This is a genomic window from Leucobacter sp. VD1, from assembly GCF_037150695.1.
Lineage (GTDB): Bacteria > Actinomycetota > Actinomycetes > Actinomycetales > Microbacteriaceae > Leucobacter.
The window spans coordinates 409768-433711 of record NZ_JBBCPO010000003.1 but is presented as its reverse complement, the minus strand read 5'-3'; the positions used below and the strand labels follow the sequence as shown (position 1 = coordinate 433711).

Annotated in this window: 24 protein-coding genes; 3 read left to right on the top strand and 21 right to left on the bottom strand. The window is 66.9% G+C overall.

Annotated features, from left to right (window positions below; all coding sequences use genetic code 11):
* Positions 1–3: 3 nt before the first annotated feature.
* The gene (locus WFL22_RS10990; protein ID WP_336992806.1) at positions 4–480 is read right to left on the bottom strand and encodes an OsmC family protein; all 477 of its coding nucleotides are present in this window, start codon (positions 478–480) and stop codon (positions 4–6) included.
* 76 nt (positions 481–556) lie between these two features.
* Between WFL22_RS10990 and WFL22_RS10985 the strand changes: the two genes are divergently transcribed.
* Entirely contained in the window at positions 557–1909 is a 1353-nt protein-coding gene (locus tag WFL22_RS10985; RefSeq protein ID WP_336992804.1) for an aminotransferase class III-fold pyridoxal phosphate-dependent enzyme, read from the top strand.
* Positions 1910–2211: 302 nt separating this feature from the next.
* Here the strand turns inward: WFL22_RS10985 and WFL22_RS10980 are convergent, their stop codons facing one another.
* The 14 genes from WFL22_RS10980 to prmC form a co-directional block, all read right to left on the bottom strand.
* Entirely contained in the window at positions 2212–3045 is an 834-nt protein-coding gene (locus WFL22_RS10980) for a PP2C family protein-serine/threonine phosphatase (protein ID WP_336651851.1), read from the bottom strand.
* Between the two features lie 29 nt (positions 3046–3074).
* Positions 3075–3875, bottom strand: a complete 801-nt coding sequence (locus WFL22_RS10975) for a YaaA family protein (protein ID WP_336992802.1) — start codon at positions 3873–3875, stop codon at positions 3075–3077.
* A 100-nt stretch (positions 3876–3975) separates the two neighbouring features.
* Positions 3976–4236 (bottom strand): F0F1 ATP synthase subunit epsilon, encoded by a 261-nt coding sequence (locus WFL22_RS10970; RefSeq protein WP_336651853.1) that lies wholly within the window; start codon positions 4234–4236, stop codon positions 3976–3978.
* Positions 4237–4239: 3 nt separating this feature from the next.
* The gene (atpD, locus tag WFL22_RS10965) at positions 4240–5703 is read right to left on the bottom strand and encodes a F0F1 ATP synthase subunit beta (protein ID WP_336651854.1); all 1464 of its coding nucleotides are present in this window, start codon (positions 5701–5703) and stop codon (positions 4240–4242) included.
* Positions 5704–5724: 21 nt separating this feature from the next.
* On the bottom strand, positions 5725–6615 hold the full coding sequence (locus WFL22_RS10960) for a F0F1 ATP synthase subunit gamma (protein WP_336651855.1): 891 nt from the start codon (positions 6613–6615) through the stop codon (positions 5725–5727).
* A gap of 81 nt (positions 6616–6696) precedes the next feature.
* A complete protein-coding gene (atpA, locus tag WFL22_RS10955; RefSeq protein ID WP_336651856.1) occupies positions 6697–8322 on the bottom strand; it encodes a F0F1 ATP synthase subunit alpha in 1626 nt (541 codons plus the stop codon).
* 54 nt (positions 8323–8376) lie between these two features.
* On the bottom strand, positions 8377–9153 hold the full coding sequence (locus tag WFL22_RS10950; protein ID WP_336992799.1) for a F0F1 ATP synthase subunit delta: 777 nt from the start codon (positions 9151–9153) through the stop codon (positions 8377–8379).
* Positions 9153–9701 carry a F0F1 ATP synthase subunit B gene (locus tag WFL22_RS10945; protein WP_336651858.1) on the bottom strand — a complete coding sequence of 183 codons (549 nt, stop codon included), beginning with the start codon at positions 9699–9701 and terminating at the stop codon, positions 9153–9155. Before WFL22_RS10945 ends, WFL22_RS10950 begins: the two co-directional genes overlap by 1 nt.
* A 52-nt stretch (positions 9702–9753) precedes the next feature.
* Entirely contained in the window at positions 9754–9981 is a 228-nt protein-coding gene (gene atpE / locus WFL22_RS10940) for an ATP synthase F0 subunit C (RefSeq protein WP_017883370.1), read from the bottom strand.
* A 54-nt stretch (positions 9982–10035) separates the two neighbouring features.
* Positions 10036–10860, bottom strand: coding sequence for a F0F1 ATP synthase subunit A (atpB, locus tag WFL22_RS10935; RefSeq protein WP_336992797.1), 825 nt, complete (start codon positions 10858–10860; stop codon positions 10036–10038).
* A 160-nt stretch (positions 10861–11020) separates the two neighbouring features.
* A complete protein-coding gene (locus WFL22_RS10930; RefSeq protein WP_336992796.1) occupies positions 11021–11500 on the bottom strand; it encodes a 3-oxoacyl-ACP reductase in 480 nt (159 codons plus the stop codon).
* Positions 11497–12702, bottom strand: a complete 1206-nt coding sequence (locus WFL22_RS10925) for an MraY family glycosyltransferase (protein WP_336992795.1) — start codon at positions 12700–12702, stop codon at positions 11497–11499. Before WFL22_RS10925 ends, WFL22_RS10930 begins: the two co-directional genes overlap by 4 nt.
* 17 nt (positions 12703–12719) lie before the next feature.
* The gene (locus WFL22_RS10920; protein WP_336992794.1) at positions 12720–13385 is read right to left on the bottom strand and encodes an L-threonylcarbamoyladenylate synthase; all 666 of its coding nucleotides are present in this window, start codon (positions 13383–13385) and stop codon (positions 12720–12722) included.
* Positions 13386–13450: 65 nt separating this feature from the next.
* Positions 13451–14392, bottom strand: a complete 942-nt coding sequence (prmC, locus tag WFL22_RS10915) for a peptide chain release factor N(5)-glutamine methyltransferase (RefSeq protein ID WP_336993002.1) — start codon at positions 14390–14392, stop codon at positions 13451–13453.
* Positions 14393–14568: 176 nt separating this feature from the next.
* Here prmC and cysK point away from each other — a divergent pair, with 176 nt between their 5' ends.
* Complete coding sequence (cysK, locus tag WFL22_RS10910) at positions 14569–15501, top strand: cysteine synthase A (protein ID WP_336651863.1); 933 nt, start codon at positions 14569–14571, stop codon at positions 15499–15501.
* An 82-nt stretch (positions 15502–15583) separates the two neighbouring features.
* Positions 15584–16153, top strand: coding sequence for a serine O-acetyltransferase (cysE, locus tag WFL22_RS10905; RefSeq protein WP_336651864.1), 570 nt, complete (start codon positions 15584–15586; stop codon positions 16151–16153).
* 23 nt (positions 16154–16176) lie between these two features.
* Here cysE and WFL22_RS10900 read toward each other — a convergent pair whose 3' ends face one another.
* The 6 genes from WFL22_RS10900 to WFL22_RS10875 form a co-directional block, all read right to left on the bottom strand.
* Positions 16177–17568 (bottom strand): MFS transporter, encoded by a 1392-nt coding sequence (locus tag WFL22_RS10900; protein ID WP_336992793.1) that lies wholly within the window; start codon positions 17566–17568, stop codon positions 16177–16179.
* Positions 17569–17615: 47 nt separating this feature from the next.
* A complete protein-coding gene (locus WFL22_RS10895; protein WP_336651866.1) occupies positions 17616–18161 on the bottom strand; it encodes a GNAT family N-acetyltransferase in 546 nt (181 codons plus the stop codon).
* Between the two features lie 214 nt (positions 18162–18375).
* Positions 18376–19449, bottom strand: a complete 1074-nt coding sequence (gene prfA, locus WFL22_RS10890; RefSeq protein ID WP_336992792.1) for a peptide chain release factor 1 — start codon at positions 19447–19449, stop codon at positions 18376–18378.
* A complete protein-coding gene (rho, locus tag WFL22_RS10885; protein WP_336992791.1) occupies positions 19449–21470 on the bottom strand; it encodes a transcription termination factor Rho in 2022 nt (673 codons plus the stop codon). The genes prfA and rho overlap by 1 nt, the downstream gene beginning before the upstream one ends.
* Positions 21471–21660: 190 nt before the next feature.
* Positions 21661–22620 (bottom strand): homoserine kinase, encoded by a 960-nt coding sequence (gene thrB / locus WFL22_RS10880; protein ID WP_336651869.1) that lies wholly within the window; start codon positions 22618–22620, stop codon positions 21661–21663.
* Entirely contained in the window at positions 22617–23936 is a 1320-nt protein-coding gene (locus tag WFL22_RS10875; protein ID WP_336651870.1) for a homoserine dehydrogenase, read from the bottom strand. The genes thrB and WFL22_RS10875 overlap by 4 nt, the downstream gene beginning before the upstream one ends.
* Between the last annotated feature and the right edge of the window lie 8 nt (positions 23937–23944).

Here is a 23944-nt window from a genome sequence, read left to right as displayed (position 1 = left end):
GTGTTACGCCGAGCCTGCGACCACGATCTCCGGCTCGTGCCGCACCGGGAAGTTCACCGAGTTCGCGATGAAGCACGCGTCCCGTGCCGCAGCGTGCGCCGCGAGCGCCGCCTCCACCATCGAAACTTCGGCGACAGCAACCCTTGGCCGGAGCACCACCTCCGTGAACGCGCCACCCAACCCCTCCTGCCGCATCGTGCCCACCGCCTCGTCGGTATACTCCGTCACTACGACGCCCGCGCGCACGGCCATGTGCAGGTACGAGAGCATGTGGCACTGCGCGAGCGCGGTGACCAGCAGCTCCTCGGGATTCCAACGGTCAGCGTCGCCGTGGAAGGTGCGATCGGCCGAACCCTCGAGCGCGGCCTTGCCCGCTGCACGGATCAGCAGCTGCCTGCCGTAGTCGCGGTACCCACTCGTGCCGGTCCCCCGGTTGCCGGTCCACTCGATCCCCACGCGGTACTCATGCACGTCGCCCACGCGGCCAGCCTAGCGCTGGCGCTCCGGTGCTGTGCCGCCGCAATCGTCCCAGCCACCCGAGAGTAAGATCGAGAGCATGAGCGAAGCAGCGCCAGTCACCGAATCGTCAATTCCCCAGCAGCGTCTCGTTGTCACCGAGATTCCCGGGCCCCGCTCACGAGAAATCCACGAGCGTCGCCGCGCGGTCGTGCCGCCCGGAGTGCACAGCGTGCTGCCCGTCTACATCGAGCGCTCGCATGACTCCATCCTCGTCGACGTCGACGGCAACCACCTCGTCGACGTCTGCGGCGGCATCGGCGTGACCACCGTGGGCCACACCGACAGCGCCGTCGTCGCAGCGGCCACCGCGCAGCTCAACAAGGTCACTCACACCCTGTTCACAATGACTCCCTACGAGCCGTACGTGCAGGTGGCCGAGCACCTCGCCAAGCACGTTCCTGGCTCGACGGCCGAGCACCCCTACAAGACCCTGCTCATGAACTCCGGTGCCGAAGCCGTTGAGAACGGCGTCAAAATCGCCCGCAAGTACACCGGCCGCCCCGGCGTCGCCGTGCTCGAACACGCCTACCACGGCCGCACCATGCTCACCAGCAGCATGAATCACAAGGCCGCTCCCTACGCCCTCGGCTACGGCCCCCGCGCCGGCGACATCTACAAGGCTCCCAATTCCTACCCGCTGCACGACGGCCTGAGCGGTGCCGAGGCCGCGGCCCGCACCATCGCCCACCTCGAAAAGGTGGCCGGCGCCGAAGATCTCGCTTGCCTCGTCGTCGAGCCCATCCAGGGCGAGGGCGGCTTCATCGTGCCCGCCGACGGCTACCTGCCGGCGCTCGCCGAATGGTGCCGCGCGAACGGCATCGTGTTCATCGCCGACGAGGTGCAGGCGGGTATGGCGCGCACCGGCACCGTCTTCTCGATCGAACAGTTCGGCGTCGAGCCCGACATCGTGCTCTCGGCGAAGGGCATCGCCGGCGGCCTCCCCCTCGCCGGCATCACTGGCCGCGCCGAGATTATGGACCAGTCGCAGCCGGGCGGCCTCGGCGGCACCTTCGGCGGTAACCCCGTCTCCTGCGCTGCCGCCGTCGCGGTCTTCGAGCAGATCGAACGCGAAAACCTGCTCGTAGAAGCGAAGCGGATCGAGGCCACCTTCACCGCAGGCCTGCGACGCCTCGCCGAGAAGTACGACAGCATCGCCGAGGTGCGCGGCCGCGGCGCGATGCTCGCGATCGAGATCGTGAAGCCCGGCACACTCGAGGCCGACCCGAAGCTCGTGTCACACGTCGTCGACTTCGCGGCCTCGCAGGGCGTGGTGCTGTTGAGCACCGGCGTGCACAATCAGGCCATCCGTTTCCTGCCCTCGCTCAAGATGAGCGACGAACTCATCGCCGACGTCATCGATGTGCTAGACGCCGCCTTCGCGGCAGCGTAGGCGGATCCAACCCGTGCCACCTCACCCCGCCGCCTCCCCTGAGGCGGCGGGGTTTCGCATGCTCTCTCCTCCCCGCACTGACGCCCGCCACACCCGCCGCGCCCGCCACACCCTCCTCACCCGCCACACCCATCACCCCGGCCGCCCCGCCGAGAGGCGGGTTTCGCATGAATCCGCCCGCCCTCAGATGCGAAATGCGCCTTTCGAGGGCGTAGCTATGCGCGGGTGCAAGGGCAAGCGGGTGCAGGGGCAAGCAGGCTCGCGCGGGCGGCGCGCAGGAACAGCGTGCGGGGCGATCCGCCTCAGCCTGTGATTTCGAGGCCCGAGGCCTCGAAGCTGCCGGTATCGACAACATCGCCGACGGCGTGCACGTCGATCACGATCACGGTGACGTTGTCGCGGCCCGCGTTGTCGAGCGCCTGGTGCACGAGCGTGCGAGCGGCGTCTTCTGCGGTGGGCTGCGAGGCCAGGTAATGCTGGATGCCGATGTCCGTGAGCTCTTTCGTGAGCCCGTCGGAGCAGATCAGCAGGCGCTGGCCCGGGATGAGGGCGAGCGAGGTGTAGTCGGGGATCGGGGCCTCGTTGAAACCGACAGCGCGCGTGATCACGTTCGCATGCGGGTGCACCTCGGCTTCTTCTTCGCTGATCGCACCGGTGTCGATGAGGTGCTGCACGACGGAGTGATCGACGGTAATTTGGCTGAGGGCACCTTTGAAGTATTGGTAAACACGGGAATCGCCGATGTTGAAGACCCGCCAGGTGGGTTCGTCTTCGGTGCTGAGGCAAACACCGGTGACAGTGGTGCCGGCCCCGAGCTCGGTCTCCCCGGCATCGAGTTCGATGTCTTCGACAGCATCGCCGAGCAGTTCGTCGATGTCGCGCTCGGTGGCGTTCTCGGTGCCGCCGAGTTCGGCGAGTCGACGCACCACTGCGGCGGAGGCGATCTCGCCGGCCGAGTGGCCCCCCATGCCGTCGGCGACGGCGAAGATCGGGGGCATGGCGACGTAGCTGTCCTGGTTGGTTTCACGTCGATTTCCGACGTCGCTCAGGGCAAACCACGAGAGTTCGATCTCGAGCTCGCTGTCTTTGCGGTAGCGCAGACGTCGACGCGACGCGTTTTCACCGCGCGCGGTCACTGCTTCCACCTCTGAGACACCAGAGTATTCTACCGTGCCGTGCTGTGTGCCGACGACCGCGCCGCGGGCGCCCCGGGCTCGGTGACCAGGGTGATCACGCGCGACGACTCATCGAGACTGAGCTCGAGGCCGGTGGCTTGCGCCCAGTCCAGCAACTGCTCCGGGGTGTCGAGACGGGCGGCGGATCGGGCGAGGCGCCGCACGAGGTCGCCTTTCGCCGCCTTGTTGAAGTGGTTGAGGGCGCGCACTGCGCCGTCGTCGCCGCGCTGCACAACATGGAGGGCGTACCCCACATCGTTGGGCAACGGCGCCAGGGCCGCGTAGTCTTTCGAGCGCAGATCAAGCACGAGACCAGCCCCGGCCCACTCAATGTTGGCGTGCGCTTCGCTCCAGACGCGTTTGAGCGGGACACCGAGGCCTGGCAGGCGGGATCCTGCGGAAAGCCTGTAGGCGGGGATTCGGTCCCCCGCGCCGACGAGGCCGAGCAGCGCCGACTGCACGAGCACATGCTCAGCGAGCCACGCGCGCTCTGCGGCGTTCAGCGACGGCACGTCGAGAGCGTCGTAGAGCACGCCCGTGTAGCGTTCCATGGCGGGCAGCACGCCGCTTTCATCGAGTCGCAGATTGTGCTGCAGTTCATCACGGTTCTTCACCCCGAGCTTCAGTGCCTTCGCGGCGATGTCTTCGTCGCCGCGGCTCAACTCTTCAAGCGCGGCGCGCACCCTGCCGCGGGCATGGTGCAGTTGCTCGTGCGCGCGCAGCTCGGCGGGGCGCAGGAATCCTTCACCGCCGCTTCGTTTCGTTTCAGAGGGGGGCAGCAGGATCTTCATGGTGCTTCCAGCCTAGCGACTCCTCCCCCGGAAACGCCTCGGGGCCCGGATCACCGATTGGTGTTCCGGGCCCCGAGGTCAGGGGTGCAGCGACCGAGTGTTAGGCGGCGACGCTCGCGCGACTGGCGACGATGGTCACCGTGTCGTGATCGACCGAGAGGAAACCACCCTCGGCGTCAACCGCGATCTTCTCACCACCGGCAGTGGTCACGCGCACCTCACCCTGCGCGAGCAGGGCGAGCAGCGGCTGGTGGCCGCTGAGGATGCCGATCTCGCCCTCGACCGTCTTCGCGACGACCTGAGCAGCCTCACCCGTCCAGACCTCGTGATCGGCCGAGACGACACTCACGTTGAGCGCCATGACTTAGGCCAGATCCTTCTGCATCTTGGCCCAGTTCTCCTCGACGTCGGAGATGCCGCCCACGTTGAAGAAGGCCTGCTCTGCGACGTGATCGAACTCGCCCTTGCAGATCGCGTCGAACGACTCGATGGTCTCCGCGAGGGGAACCGTGGAGCCCTCAACACCGGTGAACTTCTTCGCCATGTAGGTGTTCTGCGAGAGGAACTGCTGGATGCGGCGCGCGCGTGCCACGGTGATCTTGTCCTCTTCGGAGAGCTCGTCGACACCAAGGATCGCGATGATCTCCTGGAGCTCCTTGTTCTTCTGGAGGATCTGCTTCACCGTCGTGGCGACGCGGTAGTGGTCCTCGCCCAAGTAGCGGGGATCCATGATGCGCGAGCTCGAGGTGAGCGGATCGATGGCGGGGTAGAGACCCTTCGAGGCGATCTCACGCGAGAGCTCGGTGGTCGCATCGAGGTGGGCGAAGGTGGTCGCCGGGGCCGGATCGGTGTAGTCGTCGGCGGGCACGTAGATGGCCTGCAGCGAGGTGATCGAGTGGCCACGGGTCGAGGTGATGCGCTCCTGGAGGATGCCCATCTCGTCGGCGAGGTTCGGCTGGTAGCCCACAGCGGAGGGCATACGGCCGAGCAGCGTCGACACCTCGGAACCGGCCTGCGTGAAGCGGAAGATGTTGTCGATGAAGAGCAGCACGTCCTGCTTCTGCACATCGCGGAAGTACTCCGCCATGGTCAGCGCGGAGAGGGCAACGCGCAGACGCGTCCCCGGGGGCTCGTCCATCTGGCCGAACACCAGAGCGGTCTTGTCGAAGACGCCGGCCTCGTCCATCTCGTGGATGAGGTCGTTGCCCTCACGGGTGCGCTCGCCGACACCGGCGAACACCGAGACGCCGCCGTGGTCCTGGGCCACGCGCTGGATCATCTCCTGGATGAGGACGGTCTTGCCGACACCAGCACCACCGAACAGGCCGATCTTGCCGCCCTGCACGTACGGGGTGAGGAGGTCGATCGACTTGATGCCGGTTTCGAAGAGCTGCGTCTTCGACTCGAGCTGATCGAAGGCCGGGGGCGTGCGGTGGATGCTCCAGCGCTCGTTGACCTCGATGGTCTCGCCCTCGGGGAGGTTGAGCACGTTGCCCGTAACGTCGAACACCTTGCCCTTGGTGACATCACCAACGGGAACGGTGATCGAGTCACCGGTGTCGACGACCTCCTGGCCGCGCACAAGGCCGTCAGTCGGCTTCAGTGCGATGGCGCGGACGAGGTTGTCGCCGAGGTGCTGCGCAACCTCGAGCACGAGCTTGAAGGGCTCAGCGCCCTCGCCCATGTTGACGATGGTCTCGAGAGCGTTGTAGACGCCGGGGATCGCGTCGTGCGGGAACTCGATATCGACGACGGGGCCGGTCACTCGAGCGATCCGCCCGACAACCTTCGTTGCGGCCTCAGTCGCCACTGCGGCGGTTTCGGTCATGTTTCTCTCTCTTCGTGCTTCTTAGCTCGACAGCGCGTCGGCGCCGCCTACGATCTCGGAAATCTGCTGGGTAATCTCGGCCTGGCGGGCGTTGTTCGCGAGGCGCGTGTAATCGCGGATCAGCGTGTCGGCGTTGTCGCTCGCCGACTTCATCGCCTTCTGCGTCGCAGCGTGCTTCGCCGCAGCCGATTCCAGCATGGCGTTGAAGATGCGCGACTCGATGTAGGCCGGCAGCAGCTTGTCGAGCACCGTGTCAGCGTCGGGCTCGAACTCGTACAGCGCCTCGGGGGCTTCTGTCGCCTCGGCGACGCCCTCGACAACCTGCAGCGGGAGCAGGCGGTGCACCTCGGGAACCTGACTCACCATGCTGATGAGGCGGTTGTAGACGAGGTGGATCTCCTGCGCTCCGCCCTCGGCGGCGGGGCGGGCGAAGACCTCAAGCAGGGACTCCGCAACCTCCTTCGCCGTTTCGAAGGCGGGGGTTTCGGTGTCACCGGTCCACACACGCTCCGAAGCACGGCGACGGAAGGAGAAGTACCCCTGGGCCTTGCGGCCGATCAGGTAGTACACAACTTCCTTGCCCTCTTCGTGCAGCAGCTCGGTGAGCTGCTCCGCCTCCCGCAGCACCTGCGAGTTGAAGGCGCCCGCGAGACCGCGGTCGGAGGTGAAGATCACCACTGCCGCCCGCTCGACCTTGTCGGCCTCGACGAGCAGCGGGTGTGCGGTGTTCGAGTGCGTGGCGACCGCGGACACCGCACGGGTGATCGCGGTGGCATACGGCGTCGACGCTTCGACGCGTGCCTTCGCCTTCTGGATGCGAGAGGCTGCGATCAGCTCCATCGCACGGGTGATCTTCTTGGTCGTCTGGGCAGAACGAATCTTCTGCCGGTAGACCCGAAGTTGCGCTCCCATGTCTCTCCTGTACTGGTCGGGGCTGGCTGGTCGAGGTGGTTCGGGATCGGTGGGGGCTGACGCCCCCACCGGGGTCCGTCACTACTTCTTGACGACCAGCTGCTCCTGCTTGATCTCTGCCTCGTCGAGCGCACCGAACTGCTCGCTCAGGCTCTTGCCGGACGAGGTGCGGAACTCGCTCTTGAACTTCTCGATCTGCGCGGTGATGTCGGCGACGGTGTCGTCGTCGAGCACGTTGGTCGAGCGGAGCGTGTTCAGCGCCTCGGAGTTGCGGCCGAGGTAGTCGAGGAACTCGCGCTCGAAGCGCAGGATGTCCTCAACCGGGACATCATCGAGGAAGCCCTTGGTGCCGGCCCAGATCGAAACGGTCTGCTCTTCGACGGGGTACGGCGTGTACTGCGGCTGCTTGAGCAGCTCGGTGAGGCGGGCGCCGCGCTCGAGCTGCTTGCGGCTGGCCGCGTCGAGATCCGAGGCGAACATCGCGAAGGCCTCGAGGGCACGGTACTGGGCGAGCTCGAGCTTGAGGGTACCGGAGACCTTCTTGATCGACTTCACCTGTGCGTCACCGCCGACTCGCGACACCGAGATACCCACGTCGACCGCCGGACGCTGGTTCGCGTTGAAGAGGTCGGACTGCAGGAAGATCTGGCCGTCGGTGATCGAGATCACATTGGTCGGGATGTAAGCCGAAACGTCGTTCGCCTTGGTCTCGATGATCGGAAGACCGGTCATCGAGCCGGCACCCAGCTCGTCCGAGAGCTTTGCGCAGCGCTCGAGCAGGCGGGAGTGCAGGTAGAAGACGTCGCCCGGGTAGGCCTCGCGCCCCGGCGGGCGACGGAGGAGCAGCGACACGGCGCGGTAGGCCTCAGCCTGCTTCGACAGATCATCAAAGATGATGAGGACGTGCTTGCCGTCGTACATCCAGTGCTGGCCGATTGCCGAACCGGTGTAGGGCGCCAGGTACTTGAAGCCAGCGGGGTCGGATGCCGGGGAGGCGACGATGGTGGTGTACTCCATCGCGCCGGCGTCCTCGAGCGCGCCCTTCACCGAAGCGATGGTCGAGCCCTTCTGGCCGATGGCAACGTAGATGCAGCGCACCTGCTTGGTGGTGTCGCCCGACTCCCAGTTGGCCTTCTGGTTGATGATGGTGTCGATCGCGATTGCGGTCTTGCCGGTCTGGCGGTCACCGATGATGAGCTGGCGCTGGCCGCGGCCAACGGGGATCATCGCGTCGATCGCCTTGATGCCGGTCTGCAGCGGCTCGTGCACCGACTTGCGCTGCATGACGCCGGGGGCCTGCAGCTCGAGGGCGCGACGGCCCTCGACGCCGGTGATCTCACCGAGGCCGTCGATCGGGTTGCCGAGGGGGTCGACCACGCGGCCGAGGTAGCCCTCGCCCACGGGAACCGAGAGCACCTCGCCGGTGCGGGTGACCTGCTGGCCCTCCTCGATGCCGGTGAACTCGCCGAGCACGACGACACCGATCTCGTTCTCCTCGAGGTTCTGTGCGAGGCCGAGGGTGCCGTCTGCGAAGCGCACCAGCTCGTTTGCCATCACGCCGGGGAGGCCCTCGACGTGGGCGATGCCGTCAGCGGCGTCGACCACGGTGCCGACCTCGGTCTTCTCCGCCTGGGCCGGCTCGTACGACGCTGCGAAGTCATTCAGCGCGTCGCGGATCTCGTCCGGGCTGATTGAGAGTTCTGCCATTTCGTTTCCTCTGTCTGATCCGGAAGCGCCGCCCCCGGGGTGAAAAGTTGTGCCCTATGCAGCGAGCTGCTGTCGGAGGTCATCAAGGCGGGCGCGAACGCTGCCGTCGATCACGTCGTCTGCGATCTGGATGCGCACGCCGCCAATGAGCTCGGGGTCGATCACCGTCGTGATCTTCACGGAACGACCGACCGACTGCTCAAGGGCGCGGGCAAGCCGCTCCTGCTGAGCCGCCGAGAGCGGTGTCGCGACGGTGACTGTCGCGAGATCGCTGCCGTTCTGGTCGGCGGCGATGCGAGCGGCGCTGCGGAGCGAGGCGTCGAGCCTGCGACCGCGCGGGTTCGCGACGAGGTGGCTCACGACCGCGACCGTTGAGGCCGAGGCCTTGCCCTCGAGCAGTCGCTGCACGAGCCGCACCTTGCCGGCGGGATCGGCGAGCTTGCTGCCGAGGCTGAGCTGGAGCTCGTGGTTGCGATCGATCAGATCAGCGACCGCGAGCAGCTCGTCGGAGAGCGCCGCGTTGGCGAGACCCTCGGCGCGCAGGCCGAGCTCCTCGACACCCGCGACGAACTCCTCGACGTTCGACCAGCGCGCCTGGACGGCTGCGGTGAGCACGGAGCGCGCGTCAGCGGTGAGCCCGCCGAAGAGCCGTGCGACGAGTTGCCCCTTGGCCTCAGCGCTCGCCGAGGCGTCGCCGAGTGCCGAGGCGAGCGCGGGGCTCTCGGCAATCCGAGCCGTCGCCTGCAGCAGTGCGCCGCCGGTGGCCGGGTCGAGTCCCGCCCGCAGCGCGGTGCGCGCCTGGGCCAGTGCTTCGCGTGACGCGCTTCCCATCAGTTCGCCGCCTTCTCGGATGCTTCGAGATCAGCGAGGAAGCGGTCGACGAGCGCCGACGCCTTCTGGTCGTCGGCGAGGGTTTCGCCGACCACGCTGGAAGCGAGACCGAGGGCCAGCGAGCCGACGTCCTTGCGCAGCGAGACCACAGCGCTCTGACGCTCCGCCTCGATCTGCGCCTGGGCGGCCTGCGCGATGCGGGCTTGCTCGGCAACGGCCTCTTCGCGGGCCTTGGCGCGGATCTTGTCGCCATCGGCGCGGGCGTCCTCGCGGATCACGCCGGCCTCTTCGCGAGCGCTTGCGAGCTGCGCGGTGTACTCCTGCAGCGCCGCCTCCGCCTTCGCCTGAGCCTCATCGGCCTTGGCGATGTTGCCCTCGATGGCCTCGGCGCGAGCGTCGAGCATCGCCTGCATCTTGGGCAGGAAGACCTTCCAGAATGCGATGAGCAGGATGACGAAGATGACTCCCGACCATACGATGTCGTAGGTCGCGGGGAGCAGCGGGTTCTTGTCCGCGGTCTCAGCAGCAACAACGATTGTGTTGATCATCGCTGCCTCCTCTCATGTCAGGTTACGAAACGTTAGTAAAGGGGAACGTTTCTTAGTAGCCGAACATGTAGGCGGTGCCGATGCCCACGAAGGCGAGGGCCTCGGTGAACGCGATACCGATCCACATCAGCACCTGCAGGCGGCCGGCGAGCTCGGGCTGGCGAGCAACGCCCTCGATCGTCTTGCCGACGACAATGCCCACACCAATGGCGGGGCCGATGGCGGCGAGACCGTAACCGACGGTGGCGATGCTACCCGAAACTTGAGCGAGAACAGACACAGTATGTGTTTCCTTCCGTGTGTTGAGTGCGGCGGTTGCCGAACCCGGGTTGGTTTAGTGCTCTTCAGCCAGCGCGAGCTGGATGTAGACAGCAGTGAGAAGCGTGAAGACGTAGGCCTGCAGCACGGCGACGAGAATCTCGAAGAGCGTGAATGCGAAGCCGAAGCCGAAGGTGACGACACCGAGCACGGGGAAGAACCCGCCGGCGTACAGGATGAAGAAGTTTGTCGCTGCGAAGAAGAGCACGAGCAGCATGTGGCCGACCATCATGTTCATCAGCAGACGAAGGGTGAGCGTGACGGGGCGGATCACGAAGGTCGAGATGAACTCGATGGGCGTGACGATGACGTAGATCGGCTTGGGCACGCCTGCCGGGAAGAGCGAGTTCTTGAAGAAGTTCTTCGGGCTCTTCTTAATGCCTGCGTAGATGAAGGTGATGTACGAGACAACGGCGAGCACGAGCGGGGTGCCGATGACGGCGGTGCCCGCAACGTTGAGGCCCGGGACGATGCCCGTGACGTTGAACGCCAGGATCATGAAGAACATTGCGCTCAGGATCGGCAGGAAGCGACGACCGTCGATCTTGCCGAGCAGATCTTCCGCGATGTTGACGCGCACGAAGTCGAGCGCCATCTCGGTGAGCGACTGACCGCGGGTGGGGATGACACGCATCTTGCGGGTGCCGAGCCAGAACAGCACGAGCACGAGCACAGCCATGATCACGCGGATGATCATGATGCGGTCCATCTGGAAGATGGTTCCTTCGAAGAAGATCGCGTCGGGGAAGAATTCCTCAATCGACGGCGGGTGGAATCCACCCTCCTCCGAGGTATAGATGACAGGGGCCACGAGTTGCACAGCGTTAGCGAACAGCGCCATTCTCCTGATTCGGGGTGCAGATCAGCACTGCACAACGGCGAACGATGGTCGTGCCCCCAGTGCTCACAGGCATGCGCGTAGCGCGTCCCGGCTGGGAACCCTTCAATCCTAGCAAGGTTTTTGCCTCAGATGAAACCGGGCGCCTCGCAGCGCCCGCAGATCACGCCGGGTCGGAGATGATCGGGATCCGCGATCGCGTCACCACGACCACATCGAGCGCGAGTGAAACAAGCACGCTCGCCATGAGACCGAAGAACAGGATCTGCGTGTCGAGCCACGGCTGGCCGCGCAGCAGCAGCACGGAAACGATGAAGGCGATGAATTTCAGCAGCCAGCAACCGAGCACGATGCCGAAGAAGATGCCGATGTACGAGGGGCTTTCGACAAAGCGATTCGCAAACGCGATACTGCCCACAGTGAGCAGCAGGAAGAAGCCGCCCATCGCGGTGCCGATGAGGCCACCCACCACGCCCTCACCGCCCGACACCAGCCATCCGATGCCCGCGAAGACGACCATCAGGACCGCAGTAGCTGCGATGCCCCAGCGCAGGGCGCGCAGCAGGACGGGCTGCGAGGCCGGCATCGGCCGGGGTCCCTGCTCGGGCGTCTCCTGCGACTCGGGCTGGGTTGCGTCGCTCACTCGGGGATCCTCTCATTCGATTCGCTCGCGGCCGCGCCTTCGGCGCCCGGAGCCTCGACGGGTGATCCCCGCCTCGTCAACGGTATCAATCCCCGCTGGGCGAAGCGTGCGCGCACTCGCACCACGGGGAAGAACAGCAGCAGCGCGCAGGCCGCTCCCCCGACCACCAGCACCACCACCGGCAGCACCCAGCTCTGCTGCGTGAAGACCAGCAGCACCGCGACCGACAGCACTGCCGTGCCCAGGTAGAAGATGAAGACTGCCTGCAGCGGCGAATGCCCCATATCGAGCAGACGGTGGTGCAAGTGCTGGCGATCCGCCGAGAATGGACTCTTGCCGGCCCTCAAGCGTCGCACCACAGCGAGCGAAAAGTCGGCGAGCGGCAGCGCGAGCACCGCGATCGGCAGAATGATTGGAATGTAGCTCGCGAGCACCAGTTTCTGGTCGAGCGCGGCAGGGTTGAGCTGACCCGTCACTGACACCGTCGAGGTCGCCATCAGCAACCCCACCAGCAACGCGCCGGTGTCGCCCATGAACATGCGCGCGCGATGCCAGTTGAACGGCAGGAATCCCACACAGATCCCCACAACGACAATGCCGATGAAACTCGCGAACACCACCGAGTCGACGCGACCGATCTGCTCGTTCAGCAGGCGGGTGTAGATGAAGAAGAGCGAGTTCGCGATGATGGCGACCCCCGCCACCAGCCCGTCGAGGCCGTCGACGAAGTTGACGGCGTTCATCACCAGGGTGATGAGGAAGACCGTGATCACAAAGTTCACTGCCGGCGATCCGACAATGAGCGTGTTCCCGAAGGGCAGCGAAACGATCTGCACACCGTTCCAGGCGAGCAGGCCGGCAGCGGCCAGCTGCGCCGCGAGCTTCACCATCCAGTCGAGGTCGAGCAGATCGTCAAGAATCCCGACCGCGGCGATCATCGCGCACGCCCCCAGCAGCGCCCACATCTCGGGCCCGCGCGTGAACAGCGGCGCGAACTCTGGCTGCGCACCGGCGACGGCGAAGGCGGCGAGCAGGCCCACGAACATGGCGATGCCGCCCAGTCGCGGCGTGGGGGTGCGGTGCACATCGCGATCGCGCACCTCGGGTGCGAGCCGGTAGCGTCGGCTGAGCTGCAGCACCGCGTATGATGCCACAGCGGTCACGAGCACCGCGACCGCCGCAACCACCAGGTAGGGCACCATCAGTTTTCGGCCCTCGGTCAGTCCGCGAAGACGGCCTGCGGCAGCACCTCGGCGAGCGCCTGGCGGCTCACACCGCCCTCGCGCAGAATCCGCAGTTCGCCGCCCTCGGCAGTCAGCCGCGTCGCGTCGATGATCGTCGAAGCGACACCGCCGCCAGCGGCCTGCCCCGCTTCCAGGTACACCTCGACCGAGTCGCCGAGCATCTCGTGCGCGGCCGCAGCGCTCTGAGCGGCCGGCTGCCCGGTGAGGTTGGCAGAAGAGACCGCGAGCGGGCCCGTCTCCTGCAGCAGTTCGAGGGCGAGCGGCTGGTTCGGAATACGCAGCGCAACGGTGCCGCCAGTGTCACCGAGATCCCAGCTCAGCGATGGGTTTGCTCGGGTGATGATGGTGAGCGGCCCCGGCCAGAAGGCCTCAGCGAGCGCAGTCAACGGCTCGGTCACCTCGGCGGCAAGGGCTGCGAGCGTAGCTGTGTTGGGAATCAGCACGGGCGGCGGGGACTGCCGCCCCCGGCCCTTCGCATCGAGCAGCCGCTGCACGGCCTCCGGCGAGAACGCATCTGCGGCGACGCCGTACACGGTGTCGGTGGGCAGCACGACAAGCTGCCCGCTGCCGATCGCGCGGCGCGCGGTGCGCGTTCCGGTGAGCAGCTGGGAACTGTCAGAGCAATCGAAGACCTCGGCCATAACCGCCCATCTTACTCTCGCAGTGCTGCGGTCGGCTGGGCGTGCGCGGTGCCGGACCGGGTAGGTCAGCGCCTCGCCAGCGTGGCGCGGTCGCGGCCGGTGAGATCAGGGTGCGTCTCAGCACCGTTCCAACCATCCGCGGTGAGAAGGGTGCGGATCGCGGCGCCCTGCATCTCGGCGTGCTCAAGCACGAGCAGGCCGCCCGGCCGCACGAGCCGCAGGCCGATCCTGCTGATGACACGGATCAGATCGAGGCCGTCGACACCGCTGTAGAGAGCCAGAGCGGGATCGTGGTCGCGCACCTCGGGGTCGCGCGGCACCATATCGCGCGGCACATACGGCGGGTTCGACATGAGCACCGCCACACGCCCCCACAGCGGCTCGAAGGCCGGAATGAGGAAGGATGCGGATCCGGCATCGTATGCACCGGGGCCAGCATCGGCCGCAAGACCCTCTCGATCGAGCTCTGCCACATCGCCGCGCACCAGCGTGACCCGGCCAGCACCCCACTCCCGCACATTGCGCTCGGCCCACGCGTGCGCCTCAGCGCTTTTCTCGACGGCCCAGACCCGCGCCGCAGGCACCTCGTGCGCGGTCGCCAGGGCGATCGCGCCACTGCCCGTGCACAGATCGACCGCGAGCGGCTCGGCGTCTGGCAGGCCGCGCAGTTCGTCGATGCCGAACTGCGCCACGGTCTCGGTCTCTGGTCGCGGCACGAACACGCCCGGGCCCACCGAGAGCTCGAGACGACGGAAGGGGGCGCGCCCCGTCAAGTGCTGCAGCGGCACCCGGCGCGCCCGCTCCGCAGCGAGCGCCTGCAGCGTCTCGTATTGCTCCGGCGAAAGCTCTGCCCCCATCACGTCGAGCGCCTGCACGCGGCCCCGCGAGGCGCCGAGCACGTGCCCGACGAGGAGTTCGGCATCTGCTGACGGATCCGCGATCTCAGCAGCCTCGAACCGTTCGCGCAGCCCCTGTAGCACGGCCCTGACGTCTCGCGCATCGCGCATCGCTTCGTTCACTCCCCCACCTTACCCGCGGCCTCAATCACCCGTGCGGGCAACAGCACCGCTCGACACGGCGTAACAGGGCGTCGCATGCATAACGGATACCACATTCTCAGATAACGACACGCTATAGTTTGGGGTGGCTTCGCCGCTCGACCCCTCTGGAGGAGATCACACCCATGTCACGCAGCTACGACAACATCACCCAGGCCTTCGGCAACACCCCCCTCGTGAGACTCAACCGCGTCGCCGAGGGCCAAGCCGAGGTTTACGCGAAGCTCGAGTTCTACAACCCCGCTGGCAGCGTCAAGGATCGCATCGGCATTGCCATTGTCGATGCCGCGGAAGCCTCAGGAGCACTGCAGCCCGGCGGCACGATCGTCGAGGGCACCAGCGGCAACACCGGCATCGCCCTCGCCTTCGTCGGAGCCGCACGCGGCTACCGCGTGATCCTCACCATGCCCGAGACGATGAGCATCGAGCGCCGCAAGCTGCTCGCCGCCTACGGCGCCGAAATCGTACTGACCGAAGGCCCGCTCGGCATGAAGGGCGCCGTCGCCAAGGCTGAGGAGATCGCCGCAAACACCCCCGGTGCCGTGCTCGCCCAGCAGTTCGCAAACCCCGCCAACCCCGCGATCCACAGGGCCACTACAGGCCCCGAAATCTGGAACGACACCGACGGCCAGGTCGACATCTTCGTTGCCGGCATCGGCACCGGCGGCACCATCACGGGCGCGGGCGGCTACCTCAAAGAGCAGAACCCCAACATCTCCGTGGTCGCCGTCGAGCCGATCGACTCGCCGCTGCTCACCGAGGGCACCGCAGGCCCCCACAAGATCCAGGGCCTCGGCGCCAACTTCGTGCCCCCCATCCTCAACAGGGAGGTCTACGACGAGGTCATCGACGTTGCCCTGCCGGACGCGATCGCGAAAGCCCGCGCCCTCGGCACCGACGAAGGCATCCTCGCAGGTATTTCCGGCGGAGCCGCCGTCTGGGCCGCCGCGCAGCTCGCACAGCGCCCCGAGAACGCCGGCAAGAAGATCGTCGTGATCGTGCCCGACTTCGGCGAGCGCTACTTCTCGACAGTGCTGTACGAAGACCTCAACGTCTAATCACCGACCACCGGGCCCGCGCGGGAATCCTCCGCGCGGGCCCGGTGTTGCATTTCCCGAGACCCAGCGCAGAAGGGACACCGTGAGCATCTTCAGCCGCATCAGCGAGGACATCAACGCAGCAAAAGCCATCGACCCGGCAGCGCGCGGCAGCCTCTCAGTGTTTCTCATCTACTCGGGTCTGCACGCCGTCTGGTGGCACCACATCTCCCACACCATGTGGCACCGGGGCATGCGATTCCTCCCGCGCGCGATCTCACAGTTCGTGCGCTTCTTCACGGGCATCGAAATCCATCCCGGAGCCACGATCGGTCGCCGCCTCTTCATCGATCACGGCATGGGCGTCGTCATTGGCGAGACCGCCGTGGTGGGAGACGACGTGCTCATCTACCACGGTGTCACACTCGGCGGCACCGGCCACAGCCGCGGCAAACGGCACCCCACCATCGGAGACAGGGTGATCATCGGTGCCGGCGCAAAAGTGCTCGGCGACATCGAGCTGGGCCACGACAGCGCCGTAGGGGCGAACGCCGTGGTGGTGCACTCCGCACCGCCGTGGACCACCCTCACCGGCATCCCCGCTGCGGGCCGGCCCCGGCGAGGTGCACCACTCGCTGAAACCCCAGACCTCGCCGACTTCTACGTGATCTGAGACCTGCTTAGATCAGGCACTGTTCAGCGCAGGCGCCTGCCATGCTCGTCCATCCAGCGGCGGGTGCGGCGTTGCTCGACGAGTATCATCGTGATGCCGAGCACCCAGAACGGGATCTGCACTGCGAACGCCACTTTGAAGGCCCCGAGCGAATAGCTCTCAGGGGAGCCGGCACCCTGCAGGTCGAGCACGAAGCCGATGAGCACGATCACGAGCAGCGAGGCGGTGAAGCCCGCCGTGTTGACGAGCCCGGTGCCGAAGCCAGAGAAGCTGCGCGGCGTATGCGAGCGCGACACTTCGAAGGAGATCATCGACCCGGGGCCGCCGAAGGGCATGACGACCAGCAACACGATCAGCACCGCGATCGGTGGTGTGCCAGGCCACGCGATCACCGTGATCCAGCACGCCGCGATCGCCACGGCGATGCCGACACTGATCCAGACGCGGCGCTCGATGAAGCGGGAGCTGATCGGGCCGAGCACGAGCCCGACAACCATCGACGACACCACAGTGAGACTGAGCAGGCCGCTCGCCGCAGCCGGCGAAAGGCCGATACCACCCACCAAGAAGGGTGTGCCCCAGAGCAGCACGAAGGAGTTCAGCGCGAAGGGGGTGGTGAAATGCACCCAGTACGCGAGCCGTACACCCGGGATGCGCAACAGCCTGCGGATCCGCCCCCAGAATCCGAGGGCGCGGATGCGCGGCGGCTTCCCCACCGGGATGAGCCCCGTAGCAGGCGGGGCCATCTCGACCACACCGGTGGGCGGGGGCGTTGCCAGCGAACGCGCGTTGCGGCTGAGGGCCCCTGGCCGCCCCGTCACCCGTTCGAGCAGCGTGCCGGTGCCGGGGCGATCCCGCAGCACGACCGCGCCGAGCAGCGTGATGAGCACGCCAACAGCGGCGACACCCAAGAAACCCGTCGCCCAGCCTGCCGCGCCCACAAGCAGAGCCAGCGGAGTGACCGAGACGAGCTGTCCGGCCTGCCCGATCAGCCCGGTGACCTGGCTGACCGTGGGAAGCTGGCGCACTGCGAACCATTCGGGAAGCAACCGCATCACGCTGATAAAGGTGCAAGCGTCGCCGGCACCCACGAGCACTCGCGCGAGAATCGCGAGCCGCACGTCGGCGACTGTGGCCATGATGATCTGCCCGGCCACCATCAGCAGGCCGCCAGAGAAGATCATCGTCGCCGAGCCGAACCTGTCGAGCAGCGTGCCGACCGGAATCTGCAGGCCCGCATAGACCACGAGCTGGATCATCGCGAACATCGAGAGCGTAGTCGCGTCGATTCCGAAGTGCTCCTGCGTGGCGGGGCCGAGCGCCGCGAGTGAGGAGCGGTTGATAATGGCGACCGCGTAGGCGACTGCGGCTACGCTCCACACCACCCAGGGGAGGAGTGGCCGAGCCGTACGCATAGGCTCAACTGTACTCCTCCCCCAGGGTCGGCGACGCCGTGGCGTGGTCAGTCGCGGGGAGGCAGCGGCGGGCCGTCGGGGAAGTCGCTGCGAGTGAGATCCATGAAGAGCGCGTCTTCGAGGTGGCCGCCCGGGCGCACCTGGTAATCGCGCAGCACACCGATACGGCGGAAGCCGAGCCGCTCGTAGCTGCGGATCGCGCCGTCGTTGTTGATGTTGGGGTCGAGCGTGATCCGGGAGATGCCCTCTGCGAACTCCTTGCGAATCGCGAGCGCGAGCGCCTCTTCGCCGATACGGCGGCCACGGAAGGCGGTGCTCAGGAAGATGTGGATCACCGTGGTGGGGTACTCGGCGTCGCTGCCGCGCAGCACGAACATCGCGCCGACGCACTGCCCCTCCACCTCGATGACGCGCACGTACTCGGGGTGATCGAGGATCTCGCGCTGCACGCGCTCAGCCGTGTAGCCGACCCACCAGACGGCCACCTCGGGCTCGGTGAGGATGGCGAGGAGGGCGTCTGCGTCGGCTGCCTGCGGGGCGCGCAGCGTGACGAGCGGCCCGGTGATGGGAGTGGGGATCGTTGCTGTGGTCATGGCATCAGCGTAACGCTCCCACAGCCCAGAGAACAACGTTTTTCTGCGCAATTTCGGGGCAAATTCACTCATTTCGAAGCAAATGCATCAACCTGGTTCGAAATCCGTCGAAAAGGTTCGGTTGACGCACCTCGGTTCGTATGCGCCAGCAACGACGAACGGCGCCGACCGCCTCTCCCGCAGGAAAGGCCATCGACGCCGTCTCGGCTGCGGGCTACTGCCCGAGCGCCTGCAAGCGATCTTCCTCATCCATGCGGATGCAGGAGAGAATGACGGGCTCGAGCGCGCCATTCATGACGTGATCCAGGTTGTACGCCTTGTACCCCGTGCGGTGATCCGCGATGCGGTTCTCGGGGAAGTTGTACGTGCGGATGCGCTCAGAACGATCCATCGTGCGGATCTGGCTCGAACGATGCGCGCTGGCCTCAGCCGCTGCTTCCTCCTGCTGCTTCGCGAGCAAGCGAGCACGCAGTACGCGCATGGCCGCCTCGCGGTTCTGCAGCTGCGACTTCTCGTTCTGCATCGCCACCACGATGCCCGTGGGCAGGTGGGTGATGCGCACCGCGGAGTCGGTCGTATTCACCGACTGGCCGCCGGGGCCCGAGGAGCGATAGACATCGATCTTGATATCGTTCTGATTGATCTCGACCTCTTCGGGCTCATCGACCTCGGGATACACGAGCACCCCTGTCGTCGAGGTGTGAATGCGCCCCTGCGACTCGGTGACGGGCACACGCTGCACGCGGTGCACACCACCCTCGTACTTGAGGTGCGCCCACACGCCCTGCGACGGATCGCTCGCGTTCGACTTGATCGCCAGCTGCACGTTCTTGTAGCCGCCGAGGTCACTCTCGTCTTTCTCGAGGATCTCGGTCTTCCACCCCTTCGACTCCGCGTAGTGCATGTACATGCGCAGCAGATCAGCACCGAACAGCGCAGACTCTGCGCCACCCTCACCGCCCTTGATCTCGAGGATCACATCGCGGGCATCATCGGGATCGCGGGGAATCAGCAGTCGGCGCACCTTCTCCTGCGCCTCGGCAAGCCCCTGCTCAAGAGCCGGGATCTCCTCGGCGAAGGCGTCATCCTCCTTGGCCAGCTCGCGCGCGGCCTCGAGGTCGTCGCCGAGCTGCTGCCACTGCTCATGGGCAGCCTTGATCTTGCTGAGTTCCGCGTACCGGCGGTTCACCTTCTTCGCGCGCGCAGCATCGGCGTGCAGCGCGGGATCAGCGAGCTCATCCTGCAGCCGAGCGTGCTCGGCAAGCAGGCCCTCGACCTGCTCGAACATCAGGCGCGGCCTCGCTGCAGCTCAGCGAGCAGCGCGGCGTTCGACGCCGTGGCACGCAGCCGCTCGGCGAGCTGCTCGGCAGCGTCATCGTCGGCGGCGATACTCGAGCGGATGCCTGCGAGCACCGCAGCCTCCTCAGCGCCGAGCATCGCATCAGCGTTGCGGGTCAGCGAAGCAGCGATATCGACGGCGGGAATGGTGCCGGGCACGCCCTGCTCGAAGCGGATCTCGCTGTTCGCAATCGCGCGAAGTTCGCGCAGCAGCATCTTGTCAGCGGCGATCCCGGTCTTCGTCTGCACCGTTGCGAGCACGGTAAGCGAGCCACCGTTCTCAACATTGCGGGCAGCCGCGAGCAGGCGCTTGATCTGGCCGAGCGCGAACTCGTCGATCGCCTCGAGTGCGGGGCGGGTCGAAACGTGCTGGGCCTGTGCGTAGGCGCGGGCAAAGCGGTTCAGCGAATCGACGAGCACCACCACATCGTGCCCGAGCTCGACCAGGCGCTTCGCGCGATCGATGGCGAGCTCTGCGACAGTGGCCTGATCCTCTGCGGGACGATCGAAGCTTGCCGCCACGACCTCACCGGCAACGGTGCGCTGCAGGTGCGTGATCTCCTCGGGCTGCGCGTTCGCAAGCACGACCATGAGGTGCGCGTCGGGCCGGTTCGCGGTGACGGCCTGGGCAAGCTCGGTGATCACCGAAGTGCCGTGGGCCGAAGCGGGCAGCACGAGCAGACCGCGCTGGCCGAGGCCGACAGGAGCCGCGATGTCAATGGCGCGGCCGAGCAAACGCTCCTGAGCGGTCTCGAAACGCAGACGCTCCTGCGGGAAAACCGGAGTGAGATCGGCGATATCGACGCGCTGCTCGTTCTCCTCAGCGGTGCGCCCGTTGACGGTGTCGACCTTCACGATCGCGTTGTACTTCTGGCGACCACCGGTATCGCCCTCGCGGGGCTGACGGATGGCGCCCACCACGGCGTCACCGCGGCGGAGGCCGTACTTCTTGACCTGACCGAGCGAGACGTAGACATCGCTCGTGCCTGGCAGGTAGCCGCTCGTGCGCACGAAGGCGTAGTTGTCGAGCACATCGAGAATGCCGGCTACGGGAAGCAGCACGTCATCTTCGGTGATCTCCGGCTCAAGATCATCGTTCTGGCCGCGACGCTTGCGGTCGCGCTGCCGCGTGCGGGTCGAACGCGAGGCGGAGTCGCCCTTGCCCTGGCCGTTCTGACCGTTCTGGTTCTGACCGTTCTGGTTCTGACCGCGGCCCTTGGCCTCATCACCCTGCTCAGCGGTCTCGGCAGACTCGCCGTTCTCGTTCTTCTGCCCGCGGCCGCGACGGTTGCGGCCGCGACCACCCTTCTCGGCGTCGCTGTCTGCGTCGTTCTTCGCGGTTTCAGCCGGAGCATCGCCCTGCGCGGTGCCGCTCTGCGCGGGCTTGCGCTCCTGCGCCTGGCCACCTTCGGAGGCCTGATCGGCGCTGGTGTTTGCGGTGGCATCGTTCGCGGCCTCGGCCTGCGGTGCCGCCTCGGAGGCCTGCGCACGGCGCGAGCGACCGCGCTTGGCGGGGGCTGCCTCAGCAGCGTCGGCTGCGGGGCTTGACGCCTCGGGGCTCGCGGCGGCGGGGGTTTCGGCGGCGGCCTCCGCCGGCGCCTCCTCAGCAACCTTCTTACGGCTGCGAGTCGCACGCTTCTTCGGCGCCTCAGCCGGAGCCTCAGCGGTATCGGCTGCGGCAGCCTCGGCGGGTGCCTCAGCGGCAGCCTCCGCCGGCGCCTCCTCAGCAACCTTCTTACGGCTGCGAGTCGCACGCTTCTTCGGCGCCTCAGCCGGAGCCTCAGCGGCGTCGGCGGCAGGAGCAGCCGACACCTGGGCCGCGGGAGCCTCAGCAGCAGGAGCAGAAACCGCGGTCGCGGCCTCGCTCGTGGCACCCGCCGCAGCGGTCACCCGGCGCGACGCCCGGCGACGCACGGGTGCGGTCTCCTCGCTTGCGGGGGCAGTGGTCGTCTCTTCGACGTTCGATTCCATCGTTCTTCCTTTCGGAACACCTCGGAGCCGGCGTGCGCATTCGGCGCAGCCCATCCGCGGTGATGCACAGCGTGTGCTTCGGGGATCACCAGACCTGTCGTCTCGGTGAGGGAACGATCCACCAGCCGTTGCGGGAGAGCAGCCGACACAGACGATACTCTGCCGACTGCGCTGCCCCTCAGCACGAGTGCTAGGCGGGGATCGCCTCCACTGTAGCACCCTTCGTGTCGACGGCCAGGGTGAGCGGCCGCCAATCCGCATGCTCGGCGGTCACGAAGTCGACGGCGCGAAGGCGATCGGCCGGGCCGTTCGAGAGCACGAGGATCGAGGGCCCCGCCCCCGACACCACGGCCGGATGACCAGCCTCGCGCAGCTCGCGGATCAGGTCGCGGGTGGCAGGCATGGCGTCACCGCGATAGTTCTGATGCAGCCGGTCTTCAGTGGCTTCGAGCAGCAGCTCGGGGCTCTGCGTGAGCGCCGCGATGAGCAGTGCGGAGCGCGACACGTTGAAGACGGCATCTTCGTGGGGCACATGCTTCGGCTGCAGACTGCGCGCGAGCTCAGTCGACATCGTGAAGCTGGGCACGAGCACGAGGGGCGCGACGCCGCGATGCACCATGAGGCGCTTGAAACGAGGGCCGTCGGGCGTGGTCCAGGCGATCGTGAGACCGCCGAAGAGCGCCGGCGCCACATTGTCGGGGTGGCCCTCCAGTTCGGTCGCGAAGCCGAGGAGCTGCTCTTCGCTCAGCTCGACGGGAGCCACGGGGTCGCTCTGCAGCAGGCCCGCCGCTATCATGACGCCCGCCACAATCGCCGATCCCGAAGATCCCATGCCGCGACCGTGCGGGATGCGGTTCTGGGCGGTGACGTCGAGCCCGGGCAGCTGGCGCCCCAGACGCTCGAAAACGTGCGCAGCCGAGCGCACTACGAGGTTGGAGGCGTCGGTGGGCACTTCGCCCTCCCCCACGCCCGACACCTGCACGGTCGCGCCAGGAGCCTCGCGCACCGTAGCGGTCAGCTCATCGCCGTGGGCGAGTGCAATGCCGAGGGTGTCGAAGCCAGGGCCAAGGTTGGCACTGGTGGCCGGCACGCGCACTCGCACACCGCGGCCGATTCCTGCAGCGCCGCCGTTCTCCGTCGCCGCGCTCACGCCTTGCCCTCCAGACGCAGCACGCTGGTGACCTCGATCACCATGTCCGAGGAGCGCAGCGCCTCGACTGTGGCCGCAAGATCAGCCTCGCGTGCCGTGTGCGTGCCGATCACGAGAGCAGCCCGAGCGGCCTCCGCATCGGTGCCGCGCTCGACAGTTTGCTCGACGCTCGCAGCCGACACTCCGTGCTCGGCAAGGATGCCCGCGATCGCCGCGAGCACGCCCGGCTTGTCGCGCACCTCGAGCATCACCTGGTAGGCGGTGTTGACCTCGCCCACCGGCAGGATCGGGAGATCGGCGTGCTGCGTACCCGGAATGCCGGGGCCACCGGCAACGTGGCGCCGCGCAGCCGAGACGAGATCACCGAGCACCGCAGAGGCAGTCTCCACGCCGCCCGCGCCCGCGCCGTAGAACATGAGCTCACCGGCGGCCTCGGCCTCGACGAAGACGGCGTTTTTGCCCTCGTGCACCGCAGCAAGCGGGTGCTCACGGCTGATGAGCGCGGGGTAGACACGAGCCGAGACACCATCGGTGCCATCAGTCGCGGTGATCCGCTCGGCGATTGCGAGCAGCTTGATGACGTACCCGGCGTGCTTGGCCGCCTCGATCTGTTCGGCAGTGACCGAGGTGATGCCCTCGCGGTAGACCGCGTCGACGGGCACATCGGTGTGGAACGCGATGCTCGCAAGAATGGTGGCCTTCTGCGCGGCGTCATAGCCCTCGACGTCGAGGGTCGGATCGGCTTCGAGGAAGCCGAGCTCGCTCGCCACCCGCATGGCATCCTCGGCGCTGTCGCCGAAACGGTCCATGCGGTCGAGGATGTAGTTGGTGGAGCCGTTTACGATTCCCATGACACGAGTGACATGATCACCCGCGAGGCTCCAGCGCAGCGGCCTGATGATGGGGATCGCACCCGCCACCGCGGCCTCGTAGGAGAGCTGCGCACCGACCTGCTCGGCCGCATCGGACAGCTCGGGGCCGTGCGCGGCGATCAGCGCCTTGTTCGCGGTGACCACGTCTGCGCCGCCCTGCAGCGCCTGCAGAATCAGTGTCTTGGCGGGCTCGATTCCGCCCATCAACTCAACCACGATATCGGCGCCCTGCACCAGGCGCTCGGCATCGGTGGTGAACAGCTCAGCCGGCAGCTCGACGTCGCGCTTCGCATCGAGGCTGCGCACCGCGATCCCGGCCAGCGTGAGACGCGCGCCGACGCGCGCGGCGAGCTCATCGCCGTGCTCGATGATGAGCCGGGCCACCTGTGCGCCGACCGAGCCGCAGCCCAGCAGCGCGACCCGCAGGTCACGGTACTCGTTCACTTCGTATC

What these genes read in the sequence shown, in the direction of transcription:
- WFL22_RS10985 (WP_336992804.1), top strand. Translation starts at nt 557, where the DNA reads ATGAGCGAAGCAGCGCCAGTCACCGAATCGTCAATTCCCCAGCAGCGT.
- WFL22_RS10975 (WP_336992802.1), bottom strand. Translation starts at nt 3,875, where the DNA reads ATGAAGATCCTGCTGCCCCCCTCTGAAACGAAACGAAGCGGCGGTGAA.
- WFL22_RS10970 (WP_336651853.1), bottom strand. Translation starts at nt 4,236, where the DNA reads ATGGCGCTCAACGTGAGTGTCGTCTCGGCCGATCACGAGGTCTGGACG.
- atpD (WP_336651854.1), bottom strand. Translation starts at nt 5,703, where the DNA reads ATGACCGAAACCGCCGCAGTGGCGACTGAGGCCGCAACGAAGGTTGTC.
- WFL22_RS10960 (WP_336651855.1), bottom strand. Translation starts at nt 6,615, where the DNA reads ATGGGAGCGCAACTTCGGGTCTACCGGCAGAAGATTCGTTCTGCCCAG.
- atpA (WP_336651856.1), bottom strand. Translation starts at nt 8,322, where the DNA reads ATGGCAGAACTCTCAATCAGCCCGGACGAGATCCGCGACGCGCTGAAT.
- WFL22_RS10950 (WP_336992799.1), bottom strand. Translation starts at nt 9,153, where the DNA reads ATGGGAAGCGCGTCACGCGAAGCACTGGCCCAGGCGCGCACCGCGCTG.
- WFL22_RS10945 (WP_336651858.1), bottom strand. Translation starts at nt 9,701, where the DNA reads ATGATCAACACAATCGTTGTTGCTGCTGAGACCGCGGACAAGAACCCG.
- atpB (WP_336992797.1), bottom strand. Translation starts at nt 10,860, where the DNA reads ATGGCGCTGTTCGCTAACGCTGTGCAACTCGTGGCCCCTGTCATCTAT.
- WFL22_RS10925 (WP_336992795.1), bottom strand. Translation starts at nt 12,702, where the DNA reads ATGGTGCCCTACCTGGTGGTTGCGGCGGTCGCGGTGCTCGTGACCGCT.
- WFL22_RS10920 (WP_336992794.1), bottom strand. Translation starts at nt 13,385, where the DNA reads ATGGCCGAGGTCTTCGATTGCTCTGACAGTTCCCAGCTGCTCACCGGA.
- prmC (WP_336993002.1), bottom strand. Translation starts at nt 14,392, where the DNA reads ATGCGCGATGCGCGAGACGTCAGGGCCGTGCTACAGGGGCTGCGCGAA.
- cysK (WP_336651863.1), top strand. Translation starts at nt 14,569, where the DNA reads ATGTCACGCAGCTACGACAACATCACCCAGGCCTTCGGCAACACCCCC.
- WFL22_RS10900 (WP_336992793.1), bottom strand. Translation starts at nt 17,568, where the DNA reads ATGCGTACGGCTCGGCCACTCCTCCCCTGGGTGGTGTGGAGCGTAGCC.
- WFL22_RS10895 (WP_336651866.1), bottom strand. Translation starts at nt 18,161, where the DNA reads ATGACCACAGCAACGATCCCCACTCCCATCACCGGGCCGCTCGTCACG.
- prfA (WP_336992792.1), bottom strand. Translation starts at nt 19,449, where the DNA reads ATGTTCGAGCAGGTCGAGGGCCTGCTTGCCGAGCACGCTCGGCTGCAG.
- rho (WP_336992791.1), bottom strand. Translation starts at nt 21,470, where the DNA reads ATGGAATCGAACGTCGAAGAGACGACCACTGCCCCCGCAAGCGAGGAG.